Genomic DNA, 16,455 nt, shown 5'->3' with positions numbered 1-16,455 from the left:
CTTACCGAACCGGCGCCATCAGCGCGAAATGCGCGCCTTGCGGATCCTGGCACTGCACGATCCAGCTGCCGCCGGGCACCTCCATCGGACCCATCAGGATCTTGCCGCCATTGTCGGTGACGCGCTTGGCCGCCACATCGATGGCCGGCACGTTGAAATAGAACTGCCACACCGGCACCGGGATCTGCTCGGGCTTGTTCATCATGCCGCCGCCGGATTCGGGGCCGGCCCCAAAGGTCTGGTAGGTGCCCATCGGCCCCATATCCATCGAATCGCCCTTGGTCCAGCCGAACTGGTTGGAATAGAAATCGAAGGCTGCCTTCCAGTCCGACGTGTAGAGCTCATGCCAGCCGATATGGCCTGGCGTGGTGGCCGGCACCGTTGGCTGATCTGGGCCGGTCGGCTGCAGGAACATAAAGGTCGCACCTTGCGGATCGGCAACGACGGCGAAGCGGCCGACGCCCGGAATGTCGTCGGGTTCGCGGTGAACCGTACCGCCGGCTGCCTTCAGCGACTTTGTTGAAGCATCGACATCCTTGGTGTGAATGTAGCCGAGCCAGGCTGGCGGCATGCCCATCTTGGCGGCGTCCTCAGGCAACGTCATCAGCCCGCCGACGCCGCGCTCGCCGACATTCATGACGATATAACGCGGCATGCCTGGCGCGCTGTCGAAGGCCTGCGCCTTCCAGCCGACCACGGCGGTGTAGAACGCTTCGGCGGCGTCGAGATCGGTCGTCATCAGTTCGTACCAGAAGAAGGGCATCGGGGACTCAGGCATTGTCGTGCTCCTTAGGTTTCCAGTCATCGATCATGGGTGATCTATTCTAGGACGATCTTCGCGACGAAAATCCGACAGCCGAGCCAAAAGTTCGACAGCGCAAACAAGATAACATGAGTGTATGTCTCAAGTTTTATCCTGATATTTCAGCGCGTTGCGTTGAAAATTGACCAATTGATAAAAAAACAAAACGTGCTAGCCTTCCTCAAAGCCACAAGAAAATGGGGAACCGGGATGGCGACTGGTCATTTCAAGCAGGGCATTGCCGGCGGCCGGCTTTCGCCCGAGCAATATGCGGATAATTTTTCCGACCTGCATCCGCCACTCGATCATCACGAGGCGCTGGTCGAGTCCGACCGCTGCTATTTCTGCTATGACGCGCCGTGCATGAACGCATGCCCGACCTCGATCGACATCCCGCTGTTCATCCGCCAGATCTCGACCGGTAATCCGATTGGCTCGGCCAAGACGATTTTCGACCAGAACATTTTGGGCGGCATGTGCGCCCGCGTCTGCCCGACCGAGACACTGTGCGAAGAAGTCTGCGTGCGCGAAGTGGCGGAAGGCAAGCCGGTGCAGATCGGCCGCTTGCAGCGTTATGCCACCGATGTGGCCATCGCGCAGGACAAGCAGTTCTATCCGCGCGCGGCTTCGACCGGCAAGACGATCGCCGTGGTCGGCGCCGGACCGGCCGGCCTTGCCGCTGCTCATCGGCTCGCCCGGTATGGCCACGACGTGACCATCCTGGAAGCCCGCCCGAAAGCCGGCGGCCTCAATGAATACGGCATCGCCGCCTACAAGAGCATCGACAATTTCGCCCAGGCAGAGGTCGACTATATCACGTCGATCGGCGGCATCGACGTCCAGAACGGCACGGCGCTCGGCCGCGACTACCAACTGTCGGATCTGACCAGGAACTATGACGCGGTGTTTCTCGGCATGGGGCTTGGCGGCGTCAATGCGTTGCGCGCCGATGGCGAGGAAGCGCAAGGCGTCACCAATGCGGTGGAGTTTATCGCAGAGCTTCGCCAGGCCAGCGATCTCTCGAGCCTGCCGGTCGGCCGGCGTGTCGTCGTCATTGGCGGCGGCATGACGGCGATCGACGCGGCGGTGCAGTCGAAGCTGCTCGGCGCCGAAGAGGTGACGATCTGCTACCGGCGCGGCCAGGAGCACATGAACGCCTCCGAATTCGAGCAGGATCTGGCCGCCGCCAACGGCGTCACCATCCGTCACTGGCTGCAGCCGAAGCGGGTTGTTGCTGAAGGCGGCAAGGTCAGCGCCATCGAACTCGAATACACGACGATGAAGGGCGACAAGCTCGTCGGCACCGGCGAGCGGCTGACTCTCACCGCCGACCAGGTGTTCAAGGCGATCGGCCAGAGCTTCGTTCCGGCAGCGCTGAACGGCAGCGGTGCCTTGCTTGCTTTGGAAGCCGGCCGCATCAAGGTCGATGCCGAAGGCCGCACCTCGCTGGCCGATGTCTGGGCCGGCGGCGACTGCATCTTTGGCGGCGACGACCTCACCGTCTCCGCCGTCGCACAGGGCCGCGATGCGGCCGAATCGATTCACCGGGCACTGACCTCGAACGGGAGGGCGTGAGCATGGCAGACATAAGCAACAATTTCGTCGGCATCAAATCGCCGAATCCGTTCTGGCTGGCCTCGGCGCCGCCGACCGACAAGGCCTACAACGTCATCCGCGCCTTCAAGGCGGGATGGGGCGGCGTGGTATGGAAGACGCTTGGAGAAGAGGGCCCGCCGGTGGTCAACGTCAACGGCCCGCGCTACGGCGCGATCTGGGGCGCCGACCGCCGCCTGCTCGGCTTGAACAATATCGAGCTGATCACTGACCGCGACCTGCAGGTCAATCTGCGCGAGATCAAGCAGGTCAAGCAGGACTGGCCCGACCGGGCCATCGTCGTCTCGCTGATGGTGCCGTGCGAGGAGCATGCGTGGAAGGCGATCCTGCCGGTGGTCGAGGAGACCGGGGCCGACGGCATCGAGCTCAATTTCGGCTGCCCGCACGGCATGTCGGAACGCGGCATGGGTGCCGCGGTCGGCCAGGTGCCGGAATATATCGAAATGGTGGTGCGCTGGTGCAAGGCCAACACCCGCATGCCTGTGATCACCAAGCTGACTCCCAACATCACCGATATCCGCAAGCCGGCGCGTGCCGCCCTTGCCGGCGGCACCGACGCGGTGTCGCTGATCAACACCATCAACTCGATCACCGGCGTCAATCTCGACAGTTTCGCACCGGAACCGACGATCGACGGCAAGGGTTCGCATGGCGGCTATTGCGGCCCGGCGGTGAAGCCGATCGCCATGAACATGGTGGCCGAGATCGCGCGCGATCCGGAAACGCACGGCCTGCCGATCTCCGGCATTGGCGGCATCACCACGTGGCGCGACGCCGCCGAATTCATGGCGCTCGGCGCCGGCAATGTGCAGGTGTGCACGGCGGCGATGACCTATGGCTTCAAGATCGTGCAGGAGATGATCGCCGGCCTGGAAAACTGGATGGACGAGAAGGGCCATGCCACGCTCGACGACATCGTCGGCCGGGCCACGCCCAACGTCACCGACTGGCAGTATCTCAACCTCAATTACATCGCCAAGGCGCATATCGACCAGGAGGCCTGCATCAAATGCGGCCGCTGCCACATCGCCTGCGAGGACACTTCGCACCAGGCAATCACCAACATGGTCGACGGCAAGAGGCATTTCGAGGTGATCGAGGCCGAATGCGTCGGCTGCAATCTCTGCGTCAATGTCTGCCCGGTGGAGAATTGCATCACCATGGAGCCGCTGGCCGTCGGCGTGATGGACCAGCGCACCGGCAATCCGGTGTCGCCGGTCTACGCCAACTGGACGACGCACCCGAACAACCCGATGGCCAAGGTGGCGGCGGAGTAGGGGCGGGAGGAAGGCGGCGCCTGCGGGCGCCGTTTTTTATTTTCCTATTGCGGATAATAAATATCCACGATAAGATGTATCAATGAATTGGAGAGCCACACCATGAAGCTGGGCGAGGGCGTAGAGGCAGCCATCCATTGCGCCGCAATGCTCGCTGGCGTCGAGGGTGAAGCCACCCTGTCGGGTGCCGCCATGGCGGAAGCCTTTGGCCTGTCGCCGAGCTATCTGCTGAAACATCTCAACATGCTGAGCGCGGCGCGCATCCTGGAATCCGTCTCGGGACCAGCCGGCGGCTATCGGCTGGCGCGGTCGGCCGAGCGCATAACGCTGCTCGACATCGTGCTCGCCGTCGAGGGCCGCGAGCCGGCTTTCCGCTGCGGCGAGATTCGTCAGCGCGGCCCGGCCAAACTCGATGCGTCTGCCTACGTCAAACCCTGCGGCATCAACGCCGCGATGCTCAAGGCGGAGCGGGCCTATCGCACGGCACTCGCCGAGGCAAAGCTGTCCGACATCGTGTCCGACTTCATGAGCGATGCCGATCCGCGCTCGGTCGCGGCGAGCTGTGCCTTTGTGGCGCGCCATCAGCGGCCGCAGAAATCCAGTTCAACCAAGCAAGCATGAGTATGTGAAAGGAAAGACGATGAAACAGAGGATGCAATTCTTCGCCAAGGCGCCGGAGATCATGAAGGCGGTGTCGGCGCTCAACAAGGCGGTCGACGAATGCGGGCTCGAGGAAAGCTTGTTGCACCTGATCAAGCTGCGGGCTTCGCAGATCAATGGTTGTTCGTATTGCGTCGAGATGCACAGCCGCGAGGCGCGCCGTGACGGCGAGACCGAACAGCGGCTTTATCTCGTCTCCGCCTGGAAGGAATCGCCGCTGTTTTCCGAGCGCGAACGCGCTGCCTTCGCCTGGACCGACGCGGTGACGAAGATCGCGGACAGCGGCGTGTCGGACGATCTCTACGCAAAAACGCTCGAGCACTTCTCGGAAGAAGAACTGGCCAAGCTGACGGTGGCGATCGGCATGATCAACACATGGAACCGGCTCTGCGTTTCCTTCCACGCCATTCATCCGATGCCTGCGGCGAAAGCCGCCTGAGCGACCGAACAACCGGGCACGCGGGCTGAGATCCGCGCGCCCTTTTTTGGGTGGGAGATCAAGAACATGTTCGCAAATTTTGAGATTGAGATTCTGTTTGCCGCCCGCCTGCTGGTTGGCGGTGCCTTTGTCTTTGCCGGTCTGCGCAATATCCAGAACGCGGACTTCCTGACCCAACTGATGACGACGCGTGGCGTGCCGCAGGCGCGGCTGACGCTGTGGCTCGGCATCGTCGTGCAGATCGTCGCCGGAGGGCTGGTGGTTGCGGGCATCTGGACCGCTTTTGCAGCCGGATGTCTGATCCTCTTCCTGCTGGTTGCGACACCGATGTTCGACAATTTCTGGGATCATCAGGGTCCGGAGCGCGCCGCCCGCATCAATGGCTTCGTCGCCAATGTTGCGCTGACTGGCGGATTCCTGTCGCTGATGGCGCAGCCGCTTTGACAATTGCCGGCGACCTCGCGGAGGCAGCTGCGGTGACCTTCTTGGCCGGTGGAGCGGCAGATCAGCCCTTCGGCTTCAGCCCGTCGATGAACAGCTGCTCGAGAAACCTTGCCGCATCCTCGAAACGGCCGTCGCCGCCGCGGTTGGGCCCGAGCACGGCGCGGACCTGGACGTCGAAATCGGCATAGTGCTGCGTCGTCGCCCAGATCGAGAAGATCAGGTGCCATGGATCGGTCTTGGCAATCTTGCCGGCGCGCATCCAGCCCTTGATGACGGCGGCTTTCTCGTCGACCAGCGTCTTCAACTCGCCTTCCAGCATCGGCATGATGCGAGGCGCGCCCTGCAGGATCTCGTTGGCGAACAACCGGCTTTCCCTGGGGTAATCGCGCGCCATTTCGAGCTTGCGCCTGATGTAGCTGCGCAATTCGGTCAGGGGATCGCCGATGTCGTCGAGTTCGCGCAGCGGCGCCAGCCAGGTGTCCATAAGCCGCTGCATCAGCGTCTCGTGGATGTCCTCCTTGCGGCGGAAATAGTAGAGCAGGTTCGGCTTCGACATGCCGGCGGCTTCGGCGATCTGATCGATGGTCGAGCCGCGAAAGCCGTTGGTCGAGAAGACCTCGAGCGCCGCCTCCAGGATGAGCTCGCGCTTTTCCTGCTGGATGCGGGTGCGGCGAGGGGCTGCTGTGTCCATGCCAGTCGTCATCCCCGCAAAACATTGCCGCGAGGGCCATCTGGACCAATTCTCTGGACCAGTTTTTCCCCGGCCTGTGGAGCGCGCTTCAGATGCCGCATTTCCGCTAGTAATCCCTTGACCGCCGACAGGGCGGTGCTAACGTTTGTCCAATCGGTCAAAAATTTGCGTAGCACGAAAACGCAGCGAAGACCAAGTGTTGGGAAGACCAAGCGTTAGCCGCACCGAAACAGTTACAAGGGGAAGTCTTGGTCATGTCCAACCGGCTGAAAGTCACGCCGAACGATCTCAGCGCATTCTGGATGCCGTTCACGGCAAACCGGCAATTCAAACAGGCGCCTCGCATGATGGTGTCCGCCAAGGACATGCATTACACGACGAGCGACGGGCGCAAGGTTCTGGACGGCACCGCCGGCCTGTGGTGCGTCAATGCCGGCCACTGCCGGCCGAAGATCACCGAGGCGATCCAGAGCCAAGCCGCCGAACTCGATTATGCGCCGGCGTTCCAGATGGGCCACCCGATCGTCTTCGAATTGGCGAACCGCCTGGTCGACATCGCGCCGAAGGGCATGGACCACGTCTTCTTCACCAATTCCGGCTCGGAATCGGTCGAGACCGCGCTGAAGATGGCGATCGCCTACCACCGCGCCAAAGGCGAGGGCTCGCGCACCCGCCTGATCGGCCGCGAGCGCGGCTATCACGGCGTCAATTTCGGCGGCATCTCGGTCGGCGGCATCGTCACCAACCGCAAGATGTTCGGCACGCTGCTCGGCGGCGTCGACCATATGCCGCACACGCACCTGCCGGAGAAGAATTCGTTCACCAAGGGCGTGCCCGAGCATGGCGCGGAATTGGCCAACGAGCTGGAGCGCATCGTCGCGCTGCATGACGCCTCGACCATCGCCGCCGTCATTGTCGAGCCGGTGGCCGGTTCCACCGGCGTGATCCTGCCGCCGAAAGGCTATCTGCAAAAGCTGCGCGAGATCTGCACCAAGCACGGCATCCTGCTGATCTTCGACGAGGTCATCACCGGTTTCGGCCGCCTCGGCGCGCCGTTCGCCGCCGACTATTTCGGTGTCACGCCCGACATCATGACGACGGCCAAGGGCGTCTCCAACGGCGTCATCCCGATGGGCGCGGTGTTCGTCAAGAAGGAGATCCACGACGCCTTCATGACCGGCCCTGAGCACATGATCGAATTCTTCCACGGCTACACCTATTCGGGCAATCCGATTGCCTGCGCGGCGGCGTTGGGCACGCTCGACACCTACAAGGAAGAGGGACTCTTGACCCGTGGCGAGGAACTGGCGCCGTACTGGGAAGATGCGCTGCATTCGCTGAAGGGCGAGCCGAACGTCATCGATATCAGAAACATCGGCCTGATCGGCGCGATCGAGCTGGCGCCGATCCCCGGCAGTCCGACCAAGCGTGCCTTCTCGGCGTTCGTCAAGGCGTTCGAGCGCGGCGCGCTGATCCGCACCACCGGCGACATCATCGCGCTGTCGCCACCGCTGATCATCACCAAGGGCCAGATCAACGAATTGATCGACCATGTGCGTGAGGTGCTGAGGGCGGTGGACTAGATACTCCACAACGCATAGGGCGGCGACGGGAACCGTCGCCCAATATGTGAATAAATGAGAGGAACTTGAATGGCTGCTCCCGGCGAGAATCTGCGAATCAATTCAGACCGTTTGTGGGATTCGATAATGGAGATGGCGAAGATCGGCCCCGGCATTGCCGGCGGCAACAATCGCCAGACCGTGACCGACGAGGACGGCGAGGGGCGGCATCTGTTCAAGCGCTGGTGCGACGCGGCCGGGCTCGAAATGGGCGTCGACGAGATGGGCACGATGTTTGCCCGCCGCGAGGGCACCGAGCCCGACCTGCCGCCGGTCTATGTCGGCAGCCATCTCGACACCCAGCCGACCGGCGGCAAATATGACGGCGTTCTCGGCGTGCTTGGTGGCCTGGAAGTCGTGCGCTCGCTCAACGATCTCGGCATCAAGACCAAGCACCCGATCGTCGTCACCAACTGGACCAACGAGGAAGGTGCGCGCTTTGCGCCGGCGATGATGGCGTCCGGCGTCTTCGCCGGCGTGCTCGACCAGGCCGACGTCTATTCTCATGTCGACAAGGACGGCAAGAAATTCGGCGAGGAGCTCGAACGCATCGGCTGGAAGGGTTCGGAGAAAGTCGGTGATCGCAAGATCCATGCCTTCTTCGAACTGCATATCGAGCAAGGTCCGATCCTCGAGGATGAGGGGATCGACATTGGTGTCGTCACCCACGGCCAGGGGCTGAAATGGCTGCAAGTGACGCTGACCGGCAAGGAGGCGCATACCGGCTCGACGCCGATGCCCAAGCGCCGCAATGCCGGGCTCGGCATGGCGCGGGTGATTGAACTGGTGCACGAGATCGCCATGGACTACCAGCCCGACGCCGTCGGCGCTGTCGGCCACATGGAAGTTTATCCGAACTCGCGCAACATCATCGCCGGTCGCACCGTTTTCACCATCGACATCCGCTCGCCGGAAAAGGAAGTGCTGGATGCGATGGACGTTCGTATCCGTGAAGGCATCGACACGATCTGCGATGCGCTCGACATCAAATATAAGATCGAACAGGTCGGCCATTTCGATCCGGTGACCTTCGACCCCGGCTGCGTCAAGGCGATCCGCGATGCCGCCGAACGGCTCGGCTACTCGCACCGCAACATCGTCTCCGGCGCCGGCCATGACGCGTGCTGGATCAATCGCGTTGCGCCCACCGCAATGGTGATGTGCCCCTGTGTCGACGGACTGTCGCACAACGAGGCCGAGGAAATATCCAAGGAATGGGCGGCCGCCGGCGCCGACGTGCTGTTCCACGCGGTGGTGGAGACGGCGGAGATCGTGGGGTGAGTTGTCGGCGCTGTACCCCCACCCCTAACCCCTCCCCACAAGGGGGAGGGGGACTGGCAATGCCGACGCCATTTCCTGTGGCGAAAGCTTTGAGGGGTTCAGCTGTGATTGCGCGACGTCAAGCCTCCCTCCCCCTTGTGGGGAGGGATTGAGGGTGGGGGTACTCGTCTTGGCACCGACCGCGATCGATCCAGCCGCCATAAAGCGTGCCAGGGTACTACGTCGAAACATGACGGAAGGCGAGCGTAAGCTCTGGTCCGAGTTGAAGGAATTCCGCCGGCTCTACGGCCTACATGCGAGAAAGCAGGCGCCGATCGGCCCTTACATTGTGGACTTCGTTCTGCATGAGAAGAACCTCGTTATCGAGGTGGATGGAGAGCATCACCTTACGCCGGAGCGAATGGAGAAGGATCGGATGCGCGATGCATGGTTTGGCCGACAAGACTATCGTGTGCTGCGGTTCTCGACAGGAGACCTGGCGAATTCTTTCGATGGGTGCATCGAGGAGATATTGCGGGAAGTTGGAGTCATGTAGAGGCCTCTCAAGGTTTCTCGATCCTGAACCGATCTGAAACAAGCAAAACGCTCCCAAAGAAGCGTTTCAAGAATAAGGGAACAAGAAAATGACCAAAGTCATCAAGAACGGCACCATCGTCACCGCCGACCGCACCTGGAAGGCCGACGTGCTGTTCAGCCACGGCAAGATCGTTGCCATCGGTTCGGACCTGCATGGCGATCATGAGTTCGACGCCACCGGCTGCTATGTGATGCCGGGCGGCATCGATCCGCACACCCATCTCGAAATGCCGTTCATGGGCACTTATTCGGCCGACGATTTCGAGAGTGGCACGCGCGCAGCCCTTGCCGGCGGCACGACGATGGTTGTCGATTTCTGTCTGCCAGCGCCGCAGCAGTCACTGCTCGAGGCCCTGCAGATGTGGGACAACAAGACCTCGAAGGCCTCCTGCGACTATTCCTTCCACATGGCGATCACCTGGTGGGGCAAGCAGGTGTTCGACGAGATGGCTGATGTCGTCGACAAGGGCATCACCTCGTTCAAGCATTTCATGGCCTACAAGGGCGCACTGATGGTCGACGACGACGAGATGTATTCGTCGTTCCAGCGCTGCGCCGATCTTGGTGCGCTGCCGCTGGTCCATGCCGAGAACGGCGACGTGGTTGCCGCCCTGTCGCAAAAGCTGCTGGCCGCGGGCAATAACGGCCCGGAAGGGCACGCCTATTCGCGTCCGCCGGAAGTGGAAGGCGAGGCGACCAACCGCGCCATCATGATCGCCGACATGGCCGGCGTGCCGCTTTATGTCGTGCACGTCTCCTGCGAGCAGGCCCACGAAGCCATTCGCCGGGCGCGACAGAAAGGCATGCGCGTGTTCGGCGAGCCGCTGATCCAGCACCTGACGCTCGACGAAAGCGAGTATTTCAACAAGGACTGGGACCATGCGGCGCGCCGGGTGATGAGCCCGCCCTTCCGCAACAAGCTGCACCAAGATTCGCTGTGGGCCGGCCTGCAGGCCGGATCGCTGCAAGTGGTGGCGACCGATCATTGCGCCTTCACCACCAAGCAAAAGCGCAATGGCGTCGGCGATTTCACCAAGATTCCGAACGGCACCGGCGGGCTCGAGGACCGCCTGCCGGTGCTGTGGACCACCGGCGTCAACACCGGCCGGCTGACGATGAACGAGTTCGTCGCGGTGACCTCGACGAACATCGCGAAGATCCTCAACATGTATCCGAAGAAGGGCGCCATCGTCGAAGGGGCGGACGCCGACCTCGTCGTCTGGGACCCGAAGCGCAAGAAGAAGATCACTTCCAAGAAGCAGCAGTCGGTGATCGACTACAACGTCTTCGAGGGTTTTGAGGTAACCGGCCTGCCGCGCTTCGTGTTCTCGCGTGGCGAACTGTCGATCGAAGAGTCTGATATCAAGGCAAAGCCCGGCCATGGCGAGTTCGTCGGCCGCGAGCCGAATGCGGCGGTCAATCGGGCGCTGTCGACCTGGAAGGAAATTTCCGCGCCGCGCAAGGTGGAACGATCCGGCATTCCGGTGACCGGGGTTTGAGTTTGGCTAACTCGCTAGCGATCGTCTCACTGGTTGTGGCGAGCATTGCCGCCGGTCCGGCAGCGGCTGAGGTCCTTGCCGGCTCCTATGGCAATGATGTCGGTTGTGCCGGTGTACGGCTCGGTTACCAGGACAGCGATGCCTATGTCGTGCTGACCGCCGACGGCGTCGAAACCTATGGCAGCGGCTGCCGGTTCGCGCAGCAACTGGTCACGGCGACTGGTACGCAGTCGTTGAGCTCGACTTGTTTCGCTGAAGGCGAGGAGGGAACGACGACAGAGACCGTCAAGGTCACCAACAAGGGAGCGGACGGTTTCTTCGTGACCATTCCCGGCCTTGAAGAGATAGGGCCGTTGAGATCATGTCCGTGACGGTGCCGATGACGGCCTCTCCGTCGATGCCGACCTCAGGCGATCAGCCCATCCAGTTCCGGCAGCAGGACGACGCTTTCCTGTTCGTTGGGATCGGTGCGGGCGATGACCGCCGAAGCCGGGCTGTCGCTCAGGTTGGCCGGCAGATGCGGCACGCCGGCAGGAATGTAGAAGAGGTCGCCGGCCTTGACCACGATCTGCTGTTCAAGCCGGTCGCCATACCAGGTATGGACCTCGCCGGAGAGCACATAGATCGCCGTTTCATGGCTTTCATGCATGTGCGCCTTGGCGCGGACACCGGGCGGCATGGTGAGCAGATGCATGCAGATACCGGACGAGCCGACCGTCTCGGCGGCGATGCCGGCGAAATAACTCAGTCCCTGCTTGCCTTCATAAGAGCTTTCGGGGCGGATAAGATGGCAAGTGGGTTTCGGCGGCATCGGGGAAACTCTCGATCGGGCGGGAACTCTCAGTCGGATAGGACGGGGCGAGTGGAAAGCAACATCGGGGCAAAATCAACCGGATTCCGGCCGGCGCGGCAGTGGCACGAGAAGGCAGGCCGTAGCCTATGACGGAAGCATCGCCAACCGTCGTTTCGGCAAGCAAGCTCGGCCTGACCTTCGAGACCAGTGACGGTCCGGTGCAGGCGCTGTCGGATGTCGACCTGACCATCGGCAAGGGCGAGTTTGTGTCGTTCATCGGGCCGTCCGGCTGCGGCAAGACGACCTTGCTGCGGGTCATCGCCGATCTGGAGAAACCGACGTCCGGAAGCATCTCCGTCAACGGTGTGACGCCGGAGCAGGCGCGCGAAAACCGCGCCTATGGCTACGTCTTCCAGGCAGCGGCGCTTTATCCCTGGCGCACGATCGATCGCAATGTGGCGCTGCCGCTGGAGATCATGGGCCTGTCCAGGGCGGAGCAGGCGGCGCGGATCAAGCGCACGCTCGACCTCGTCAATCTGTCGGGCTTCGAGAAGAAATATCCCTGGCAGCTTTCCGGCGGCATGCAGCAGCGCGCTTCGATCGCGCGGGCGCTGGCCTTCGACGCCGATCTTCTTTTGATGGACGAGCCGTTTGGTGCGCTGGACGAGATCGTGCGCGATCATCTCAACGAACAGCTTTTGGAACTGTGGAAACGGACCAACAAAACCATCTGCTTCGTCACCCATTCCATTCCCGAGGCGGTCTATCTGTCGACACGGATCGTCGTCATGTCGCCGCGTCCGGGCCGCGTCAGCGACGTCATCGAATCAACGCTGCCGAAACAGCGGCCGCTCGACATCCGCGAGACGCCGGAGTTCCTGGCGATCGCGGCGCGCGTGCGCGACGGGCTCAGGGCAGGGCACAGCTATGATGATTGAGCGGGCGCAGGATGAGCTTCCTCCTCTCCCCATTGGGGCTAGCGGGCCTACCCATGCCTTCGTCATCCTAGGGCGAAGCAAGGAGCGAAGCGACGCGGCGCAGACCCTAGGATCCATGCCGTTACCTCCCAACTCTGCAACGGTGCGGAATAATGCTCCCGATCCGAAGAGAATTTCGGCCGTCGAGACTCGCGTCGCAGACATTCTGAACCGCCTTGGCCTTTCGACTAACGTCACGGCATGGATCCTAGGGTCTACGCACGCCGCTTCGCGGCGGCTCCGCCCTAGGATGACGAAAGCGCGGTCACCCTCTCGCGTTACGCAGAGCGTGCGCCAGTCTGGCGAGGCCTGCTAGATGGACTCCTTTCGAGACAAGCTCGTTCCGGTGACTTCGATCCTCGCCGGCGTGGTGGTCGTCTGGTATGTTTTCGCCGTCATCCTCAACGCGCCGTTCCAGCGCGATCTGGATCGCCGTGCCAATGAGACCCCGGGCATTGTGGAATTCATCGGCAAGACGATGTCGCAGCCGAAGCCGACGCTGCCGGCACCGCACCAGGTGGCGGTGAATTTCTTCGAGAACACCTTTCTGCGCAGCGTCACCTCGAACCGCAGCCTTGTCTACAACGCCTGGGTGACGCTGTCCTCGACGCTGCTCGGCTTTGCTTTCGGCACCGCGCTCGGGATCGTCATCGCCGTCGGCATCGTGCATGTGGCGACGCTCGACCGAAGCCTGATGCCCTGGATCATCGCCTCGCAGACCATCCCGATCCTGGCGGTGGCGCCGATGATCATCGTCGTGCTGGCGGCGATCGGCGTCACCGGCCTGATCCCGAAGGCGCTGATCTCGACCTATCTGTCGTTCTTCCCGGTGGCCGTCGGCACGGTGAAGGGGCTGCGCTCGCCCGAGCTTACCCATCTCGACCTGATGCACACCTACAATGCCAGCCTTTCGCAGACCTTCTGGAAATTGCGCGTGCCGGCGTCCGTGCCGTTCCTGTTCACCTCGATGAAGGTCGCGGTGGCCGCCAGCCTCGTCGGCGCCATCGTCGGCGAACTGCCGACCGGCGCCGTCGCCGGCATCGGCGCCAAGCTGCTTGCCGGCGCCTATTACAGCCAGACGATCGACATCTGGTCGGCGCTGGTTGCCGGCTCGGTGGTGGCGGCCTTGCTGGTGATGGTGGTCGGCATTGCCGGGCGCCTCGTCGACCGCGCCATGGGCGGGAGGCCGGCATGAGTTGGCTGAAGCCGTCCTGGCAAGCGGTAACGGCAATCGTGCTTTGCATGATCGCGGCTGTGCTTGGCGCCATGTCGGCGCCGGAGGCCGCCGCATTGGCGCAACCCGCGTCAAGCGTCGACTATCCCTATCTCGGCACGAAAGGGCTGATGTTCGGCTTGCTTGTCGTCACTGCACTGGTCTCGATGACCAGGATACCGCCAGTCATCGAAGCCATGGTGCTGTTCGTCGGCGCGCATTGGATCGCCTGGCTGTTGATCAGCGGCATAAATGGTTTCGAAGGCACGGCGCTGGCGCCGTTCTTTCTGCTGCTTGCGGCAGCCTGGCTGCTCGGCTGGCGTTGCGTCAGCGTGCTGTCGGCAATGCTTCCGACCTCGCGCTGGGCGGCGACCGCTTTGAGGCTGATCATCCCGACGATCTTCGGTGCCTGGATCCTGATCATCTGGGAGGCGGTGACCCGCGGCGCGGGCATCCCCTTCATCCTATTGCCGCCGCCAAGCGCCATCGGCGCGCGTATTGCCAATTCGCTGCCGGTGCTGGCCGCCGACGTGCGGCAGACCATCTTCAAGGCGGTTATCTTCGGCTATATCGTCGGCAGCGGTGCCGGCTTCCTCGCCGCCATCGCGGCCGACCGCGTGCCGTTTCTGCGCCGCGGGCTGCTGCCGATCGGCAACATGGTCTCGGCGCTGCCAATCATCGGCGTGGCGCCAATCATGGTCATGTGGTTCGGCTTCGACTGGCAGTCGAAGGCCGCCGTCGTCATCATCATGACCTTCTTCCCGATGCTGGTGAATACGGTCGCCGGGCTTGCCGCCTCCGGCCATATGGAGCGCGACCTGATGCGCACCTATGCGTCGAGCTACTGGCAGACGCTGTTCAAACTCAGGTTGCCGGCCGCCGCCCCCTTCATCTTCAACGCACTGAAGATCAATTCGACGCTGGCGCTGATCGGCGCCATCGTCGCGGAGTTCTTCGGCACGCCGGTGGTCGGCATGGGATTCCGGATTTCGACGGAAGTCGGGCGGATGAACATCGACATGGTCTGGGCCGAAATCGCGGTTGCAGCACTTGCGGGTTCGGTCTTTTATGGCGTGGTCGCTCTTTTCGAGAGAGCAGTCACGTTTTGGCATCCCTCCGTCCGTGGTGGATAGGGCGGTGGCGGGTTTGGAATCAGGAGCGTATCGACAGCTCCCGGTCCCAGAGGGTTGAACACTTAACTTCAGAGGGTAAAACATGAAAAGACTTGTTGTTTCGATGCTGGCCGGCGCGATGTCGCTTGCCGCGTTCCAGGCGATGGCCGCGGACAAGGTGACGCTGCAGCTGAAATGGGTCACGCAGGCCCAGTTCGCCGGCTACTACGTCGCCAAGGACAAGGGTTTCTATGAGGAAGAGGGCCTCGACGTCGAGATCAAGCCGGGCGGCCCCGATATCGCGCCCGAGCAGGTGATCGCCGGTGGCGGCGCCGACGTCATCGTCGACTGGATGGGCGGCGCGCTGGCCGCGCGCGAAAAGGGCGTGCCGCTGGTCAATATCGCCCAGCCGTTCAAGAAGGCCGGCATGCAGCTGGTCTGCCCGAAGGACGGCCCGGTCAAGACCGAGGCCGACTTCAAGGGCCATACGCTCGGCGTCTGGTTCTTCGGCAACGAATATCCGTTCTACGCCTGGATGAACAAGCTCGGCCTCAAGACCGAGGGCGGCCCGGACGGCGTCACCGTGCTGAAGCAGAGTTTCGACGTGCAGCCGCTGATCCAGAAGCAGGCGGATTGCATTTCGGTCATGACCTACAACGAATACTGGCAGCTCATCGATGCCGGCTACAAGCCGGAAGAGCTGATCGTGTTCAACTACTCGGCCATGGGCAACGACCTGCTTGAGGACGGGCTCTATGCCTTGGAAGACAAACTCAAGGATCCGGCCTTCGAGGACAAGATGGTGCGTTTCGTGCGCGCCTCGATGAAGGGCTGGAAATACGCTGTCGACAATTCCGACGAGGCGGCCGGCATCGTCTTGGACAATGGCGGCCAGGACGAGAACCACCAGAAGCGGATGATGGGCGAAGTCGCCAAGCTGATCGACAATGCCGACGGCAAGCTCGATCCGGCGACCTACGCGCGCACCGCCAAGGCGCTGCTCGATCAGAAGATCATCACCAAGGAGCCGAGCGGCGCCTACACGACCGCCATCACCGACAAGGCCATCAAATAGGGCCATCAAATAGGACGATCAAATCGACGCGATCAAACCAGGCCCCTGCGGCCTGCAATTCGAAAAAAGGGGCGGGCGACCGCCCCCTTTTTGTGTGTGCCGAGCATGATCGACAGCTTGGAGGTGTAAGTCCTCTACCCAGCCTGATGGCGGCGAAGGGTTAGCGAAGCGCAAGGGCGTCGTCGCAAGGCGGGGTCTGAAGGAAGCGTGGAGCAAACCCGCGACCCGATGGACAAGAACCGGATACGAGGCCTACCCGGCCGGACGAGCGGGCACATGACCGCGAAGTCCATGGTCATCAAGGACCGGGGTGGTAAATCCGGCGGGTGTGCGGGGAAGGCGGTCGATCTTACCTCGGGAGATCTGTGCCGTGTCCGGAA

Annotated in this window: 17 protein-coding genes; 14 read left to right on the top strand and 3 right to left on the bottom strand. The window is 62.4% G+C overall.

The genetic code is table 11. From position 1 onward, the window contains the following. Position 1 precedes the first annotated feature (1 nt). Complete coding sequence (locus IQ26_RS17535) at positions 2–778, bottom strand: VOC family protein (protein ID WP_145719474.1); 777 nt, start codon at positions 776–778, stop codon at positions 2–4. Positions 779–1,012: 234 nt separating this feature from the next. Between IQ26_RS17535 and IQ26_RS17530 the strand changes: the two genes are divergently transcribed. The 5 genes from IQ26_RS17530 (at position 1,013) to IQ26_RS17510 (ending at position 5,236) form a co-directional block, all read left to right on the top strand. After that, positions 1,013–2,377, top strand: a complete 1,365-nt coding sequence (locus tag IQ26_RS17530) for an NAD(P)-dependent oxidoreductase (RefSeq protein WP_145719472.1) — start codon at positions 1,013–1,015, stop codon at positions 2,375–2,377. 2 nt (positions 2,378–2,379) lie between these two features. Further along, positions 2,380–3,693 carry an NAD-dependent dihydropyrimidine dehydrogenase subunit PreA gene (gene preA / locus IQ26_RS17525; RefSeq protein ID WP_145719470.1) on the top strand — a complete coding sequence of 438 codons (1,314 nt, stop codon included), beginning with the start codon at positions 2,380–2,382 and terminating at the stop codon, positions 3,691–3,693. A gap of 102 nt (positions 3,694–3,795) precedes the next feature. Further along, positions 3,796–4,314 carry an RrF2 family transcriptional regulator gene (locus tag IQ26_RS17520; RefSeq protein ID WP_145719466.1) on the top strand — a complete coding sequence of 173 codons (519 nt, stop codon included), beginning with the start codon at positions 3,796–3,798 and terminating at the stop codon, positions 4,312–4,314. 19 nt (positions 4,315–4,333) lie between these two features. Then, a complete protein-coding gene (locus IQ26_RS17515) occupies positions 4,334–4,792 on the top strand; it encodes a carboxymuconolactone decarboxylase family protein (RefSeq protein ID WP_145719464.1) in 459 nt (152 codons plus the stop codon). 66 nt (positions 4,793–4,858) lie between these two features. Next, positions 4,859–5,236 (top strand): DoxX family protein, encoded by a 378-nt coding sequence (locus IQ26_RS17510; RefSeq protein ID WP_145719462.1) that lies wholly within the window; start codon positions 4,859–4,861, stop codon positions 5,234–5,236. A gap of 61 nt (positions 5,237–5,297) precedes the next feature. On the opposite strand, the gene IQ26_RS17505 is transcribed toward IQ26_RS17510, so the two are convergent. Beyond that, positions 5,298–5,927, bottom strand: coding sequence for a TetR family transcriptional regulator C-terminal domain-containing protein (locus tag IQ26_RS17505; protein ID WP_162457994.1), 630 nt, complete (start codon positions 5,925–5,927; stop codon positions 5,298–5,300). 254 nt (positions 5,928–6,181) lie between these two features. On the opposite strand from IQ26_RS17505, the gene aptA reads away from it, so the two are divergent. From aptA to IQ26_RS17480, 5 genes are all read left to right on the top strand, one after another. Continuing rightward, the gene (aptA, locus tag IQ26_RS17500; RefSeq protein WP_145719458.1) at positions 6,182–7,510 is read left to right on the top strand and encodes an omega-aminotransferase AptA; all 1,329 of its coding nucleotides are present in this window, start codon (positions 6,182–6,184) and stop codon (positions 7,508–7,510) included. A 69-nt stretch (positions 7,511–7,579) separates the two neighbouring features. Further along, positions 7,580–8,830, top strand: coding sequence for a Zn-dependent hydrolase (locus tag IQ26_RS17495; protein ID WP_145719456.1), 1,251 nt, complete (start codon positions 7,580–7,582; stop codon positions 8,828–8,830). A 154-nt stretch (positions 8,831–8,984) separates the two neighbouring features. After that, the gene (locus tag IQ26_RS17490; protein ID WP_276316433.1) at positions 8,985–9,365 is read left to right on the top strand and encodes an endonuclease domain-containing protein; all 381 of its coding nucleotides are present in this window, start codon (positions 8,985–8,987) and stop codon (positions 9,363–9,365) included. Positions 9,366–9,453: 88 nt separating this feature from the next. Then, positions 9,454–10,905 (top strand): dihydropyrimidinase, encoded by a 1,452-nt coding sequence (gene hydA / locus IQ26_RS17485; protein ID WP_145719452.1) that lies wholly within the window; start codon positions 9,454–9,456, stop codon positions 10,903–10,905. Between the two features lie 2 nt (positions 10,906–10,907). Then, complete coding sequence (locus IQ26_RS17480) at positions 10,908–11,276, top strand: hypothetical protein (protein ID WP_145719450.1); 369 nt, start codon at positions 10,908–10,910, stop codon at positions 11,274–11,276. A 35-nt stretch (positions 11,277–11,311) separates the two neighbouring features. On the opposite strand, the gene IQ26_RS17475 is transcribed toward IQ26_RS17480, so the two are convergent. Beyond that, on the bottom strand, positions 11,312–11,716 hold the full coding sequence (locus IQ26_RS17475; RefSeq protein ID WP_145719448.1) for a cupin domain-containing protein: 405 nt from the start codon (positions 11,714–11,716) through the stop codon (positions 11,312–11,314). A 128-nt stretch (positions 11,717–11,844) separates the two neighbouring features. Between IQ26_RS17475 and IQ26_RS17470 the strand changes: the two genes are divergently transcribed. The 4 genes from IQ26_RS17470 (at position 11,845) to IQ26_RS17450 (ending at position 16,075) form a co-directional block, all read left to right on the top strand. Further along, entirely contained in the window at positions 11,845–12,636 is a 792-nt protein-coding gene (locus tag IQ26_RS17470; protein WP_145719446.1) for an ABC transporter ATP-binding protein, read from the top strand. Between the two features lie 355 nt (positions 12,637–12,991). Further along, complete coding sequence (locus IQ26_RS17460) at positions 12,992–13,870, top strand: ABC transporter permease (protein ID WP_145719442.1); 879 nt, start codon at positions 12,992–12,994, stop codon at positions 13,868–13,870. Next, positions 13,867–15,021 carry an ABC transporter permease gene (locus IQ26_RS17455; protein ID WP_145719440.1) on the top strand — a complete coding sequence of 385 codons (1,155 nt, stop codon included), beginning with the start codon at positions 13,867–13,869 and terminating at the stop codon, positions 15,019–15,021. Before IQ26_RS17460 ends, IQ26_RS17455 begins: the two co-directional genes overlap by 4 nt. Positions 15,022–15,103: 82 nt before the next feature. Further along, entirely contained in the window at positions 15,104–16,075 is a 972-nt protein-coding gene (locus IQ26_RS17450; RefSeq protein WP_145719436.1) for an ABC transporter substrate-binding protein, read from the top strand. Positions 16,076–16,455 lie beyond the last annotated feature (380 nt).

Origin of the sequence: Mesorhizobium tianshanense, assembly GCF_007830515.1 — a bacterium.
Classification (GTDB): Bacteria; Pseudomonadota; Alphaproteobacteria; order Rhizobiales; family Rhizobiaceae; genus Mesorhizobium; species Mesorhizobium tianshanense.
The sequence above is the reverse complement of the archived record's forward strand: the minus strand, read 5'-3'. Positions and strand labels throughout refer to the sequence as shown.

Bases quoted from the DNA above. Each gene is read 5' to 3' on its own strand.
- IQ26_RS17535 (WP_145719474.1), bottom strand. From the start codon at position 778: ATGCCTGAGTCCCCGATGCCCTTCTTCTGGTACGAACTGATGACGACC.
- IQ26_RS17530 (WP_145719472.1), top strand. From the start codon at position 1,013: ATGGCGACTGGTCATTTCAAGCAGGGCATTGCCGGCGGCCGGCTTTCG.
- preA (WP_145719470.1), top strand. From the start codon at position 2,380: ATGGCAGACATAAGCAACAATTTCGTCGGCATCAAATCGCCGAATCCG.
- IQ26_RS17520 (WP_145719466.1), top strand. From the start codon at position 3,796: ATGAAGCTGGGCGAGGGCGTAGAGGCAGCCATCCATTGCGCCGCAATG.
- IQ26_RS17515 (WP_145719464.1), top strand. From the start codon at position 4,334: ATGAAACAGAGGATGCAATTCTTCGCCAAGGCGCCGGAGATCATGAAG.
- IQ26_RS17510 (WP_145719462.1), top strand. From the start codon at position 4,859: ATGTTCGCAAATTTTGAGATTGAGATTCTGTTTGCCGCCCGCCTGCTG.
- IQ26_RS17505 (WP_162457994.1), bottom strand. From the start codon at position 5,927: ATGGACACAGCAGCCCCTCGCCGCACCCGCATCCAGCAGGAAAAGCGC.
- aptA (WP_145719458.1), top strand. From the start codon at position 6,182: ATGTCCAACCGGCTGAAAGTCACGCCGAACGATCTCAGCGCATTCTGG.
- IQ26_RS17495 (WP_145719456.1), top strand. From the start codon at position 7,580: ATGGCTGCTCCCGGCGAGAATCTGCGAATCAATTCAGACCGTTTGTGG.
- hydA (WP_145719452.1), top strand. From the start codon at position 9,454: ATGACCAAAGTCATCAAGAACGGCACCATCGTCACCGCCGACCGCACC.
- IQ26_RS17475 (WP_145719448.1), bottom strand. From the start codon at position 11,716: ATGCCGCCGAAACCCACTTGCCATCTTATCCGCCCCGAAAGCTCTTAT.
- IQ26_RS17470 (WP_145719446.1), top strand. From the start codon at position 11,845: ATGACGGAAGCATCGCCAACCGTCGTTTCGGCAAGCAAGCTCGGCCTG.
- IQ26_RS17460 (WP_145719442.1), top strand. From the start codon at position 12,992: ATGGACTCCTTTCGAGACAAGCTCGTTCCGGTGACTTCGATCCTCGCC.
- IQ26_RS17455 (WP_145719440.1), top strand. From the start codon at position 13,867: ATGAGTTGGCTGAAGCCGTCCTGGCAAGCGGTAACGGCAATCGTGCTT.
- IQ26_RS17450 (WP_145719436.1), top strand. From the start codon at position 15,104: ATGAAAAGACTTGTTGTTTCGATGCTGGCCGGCGCGATGTCGCTTGCC.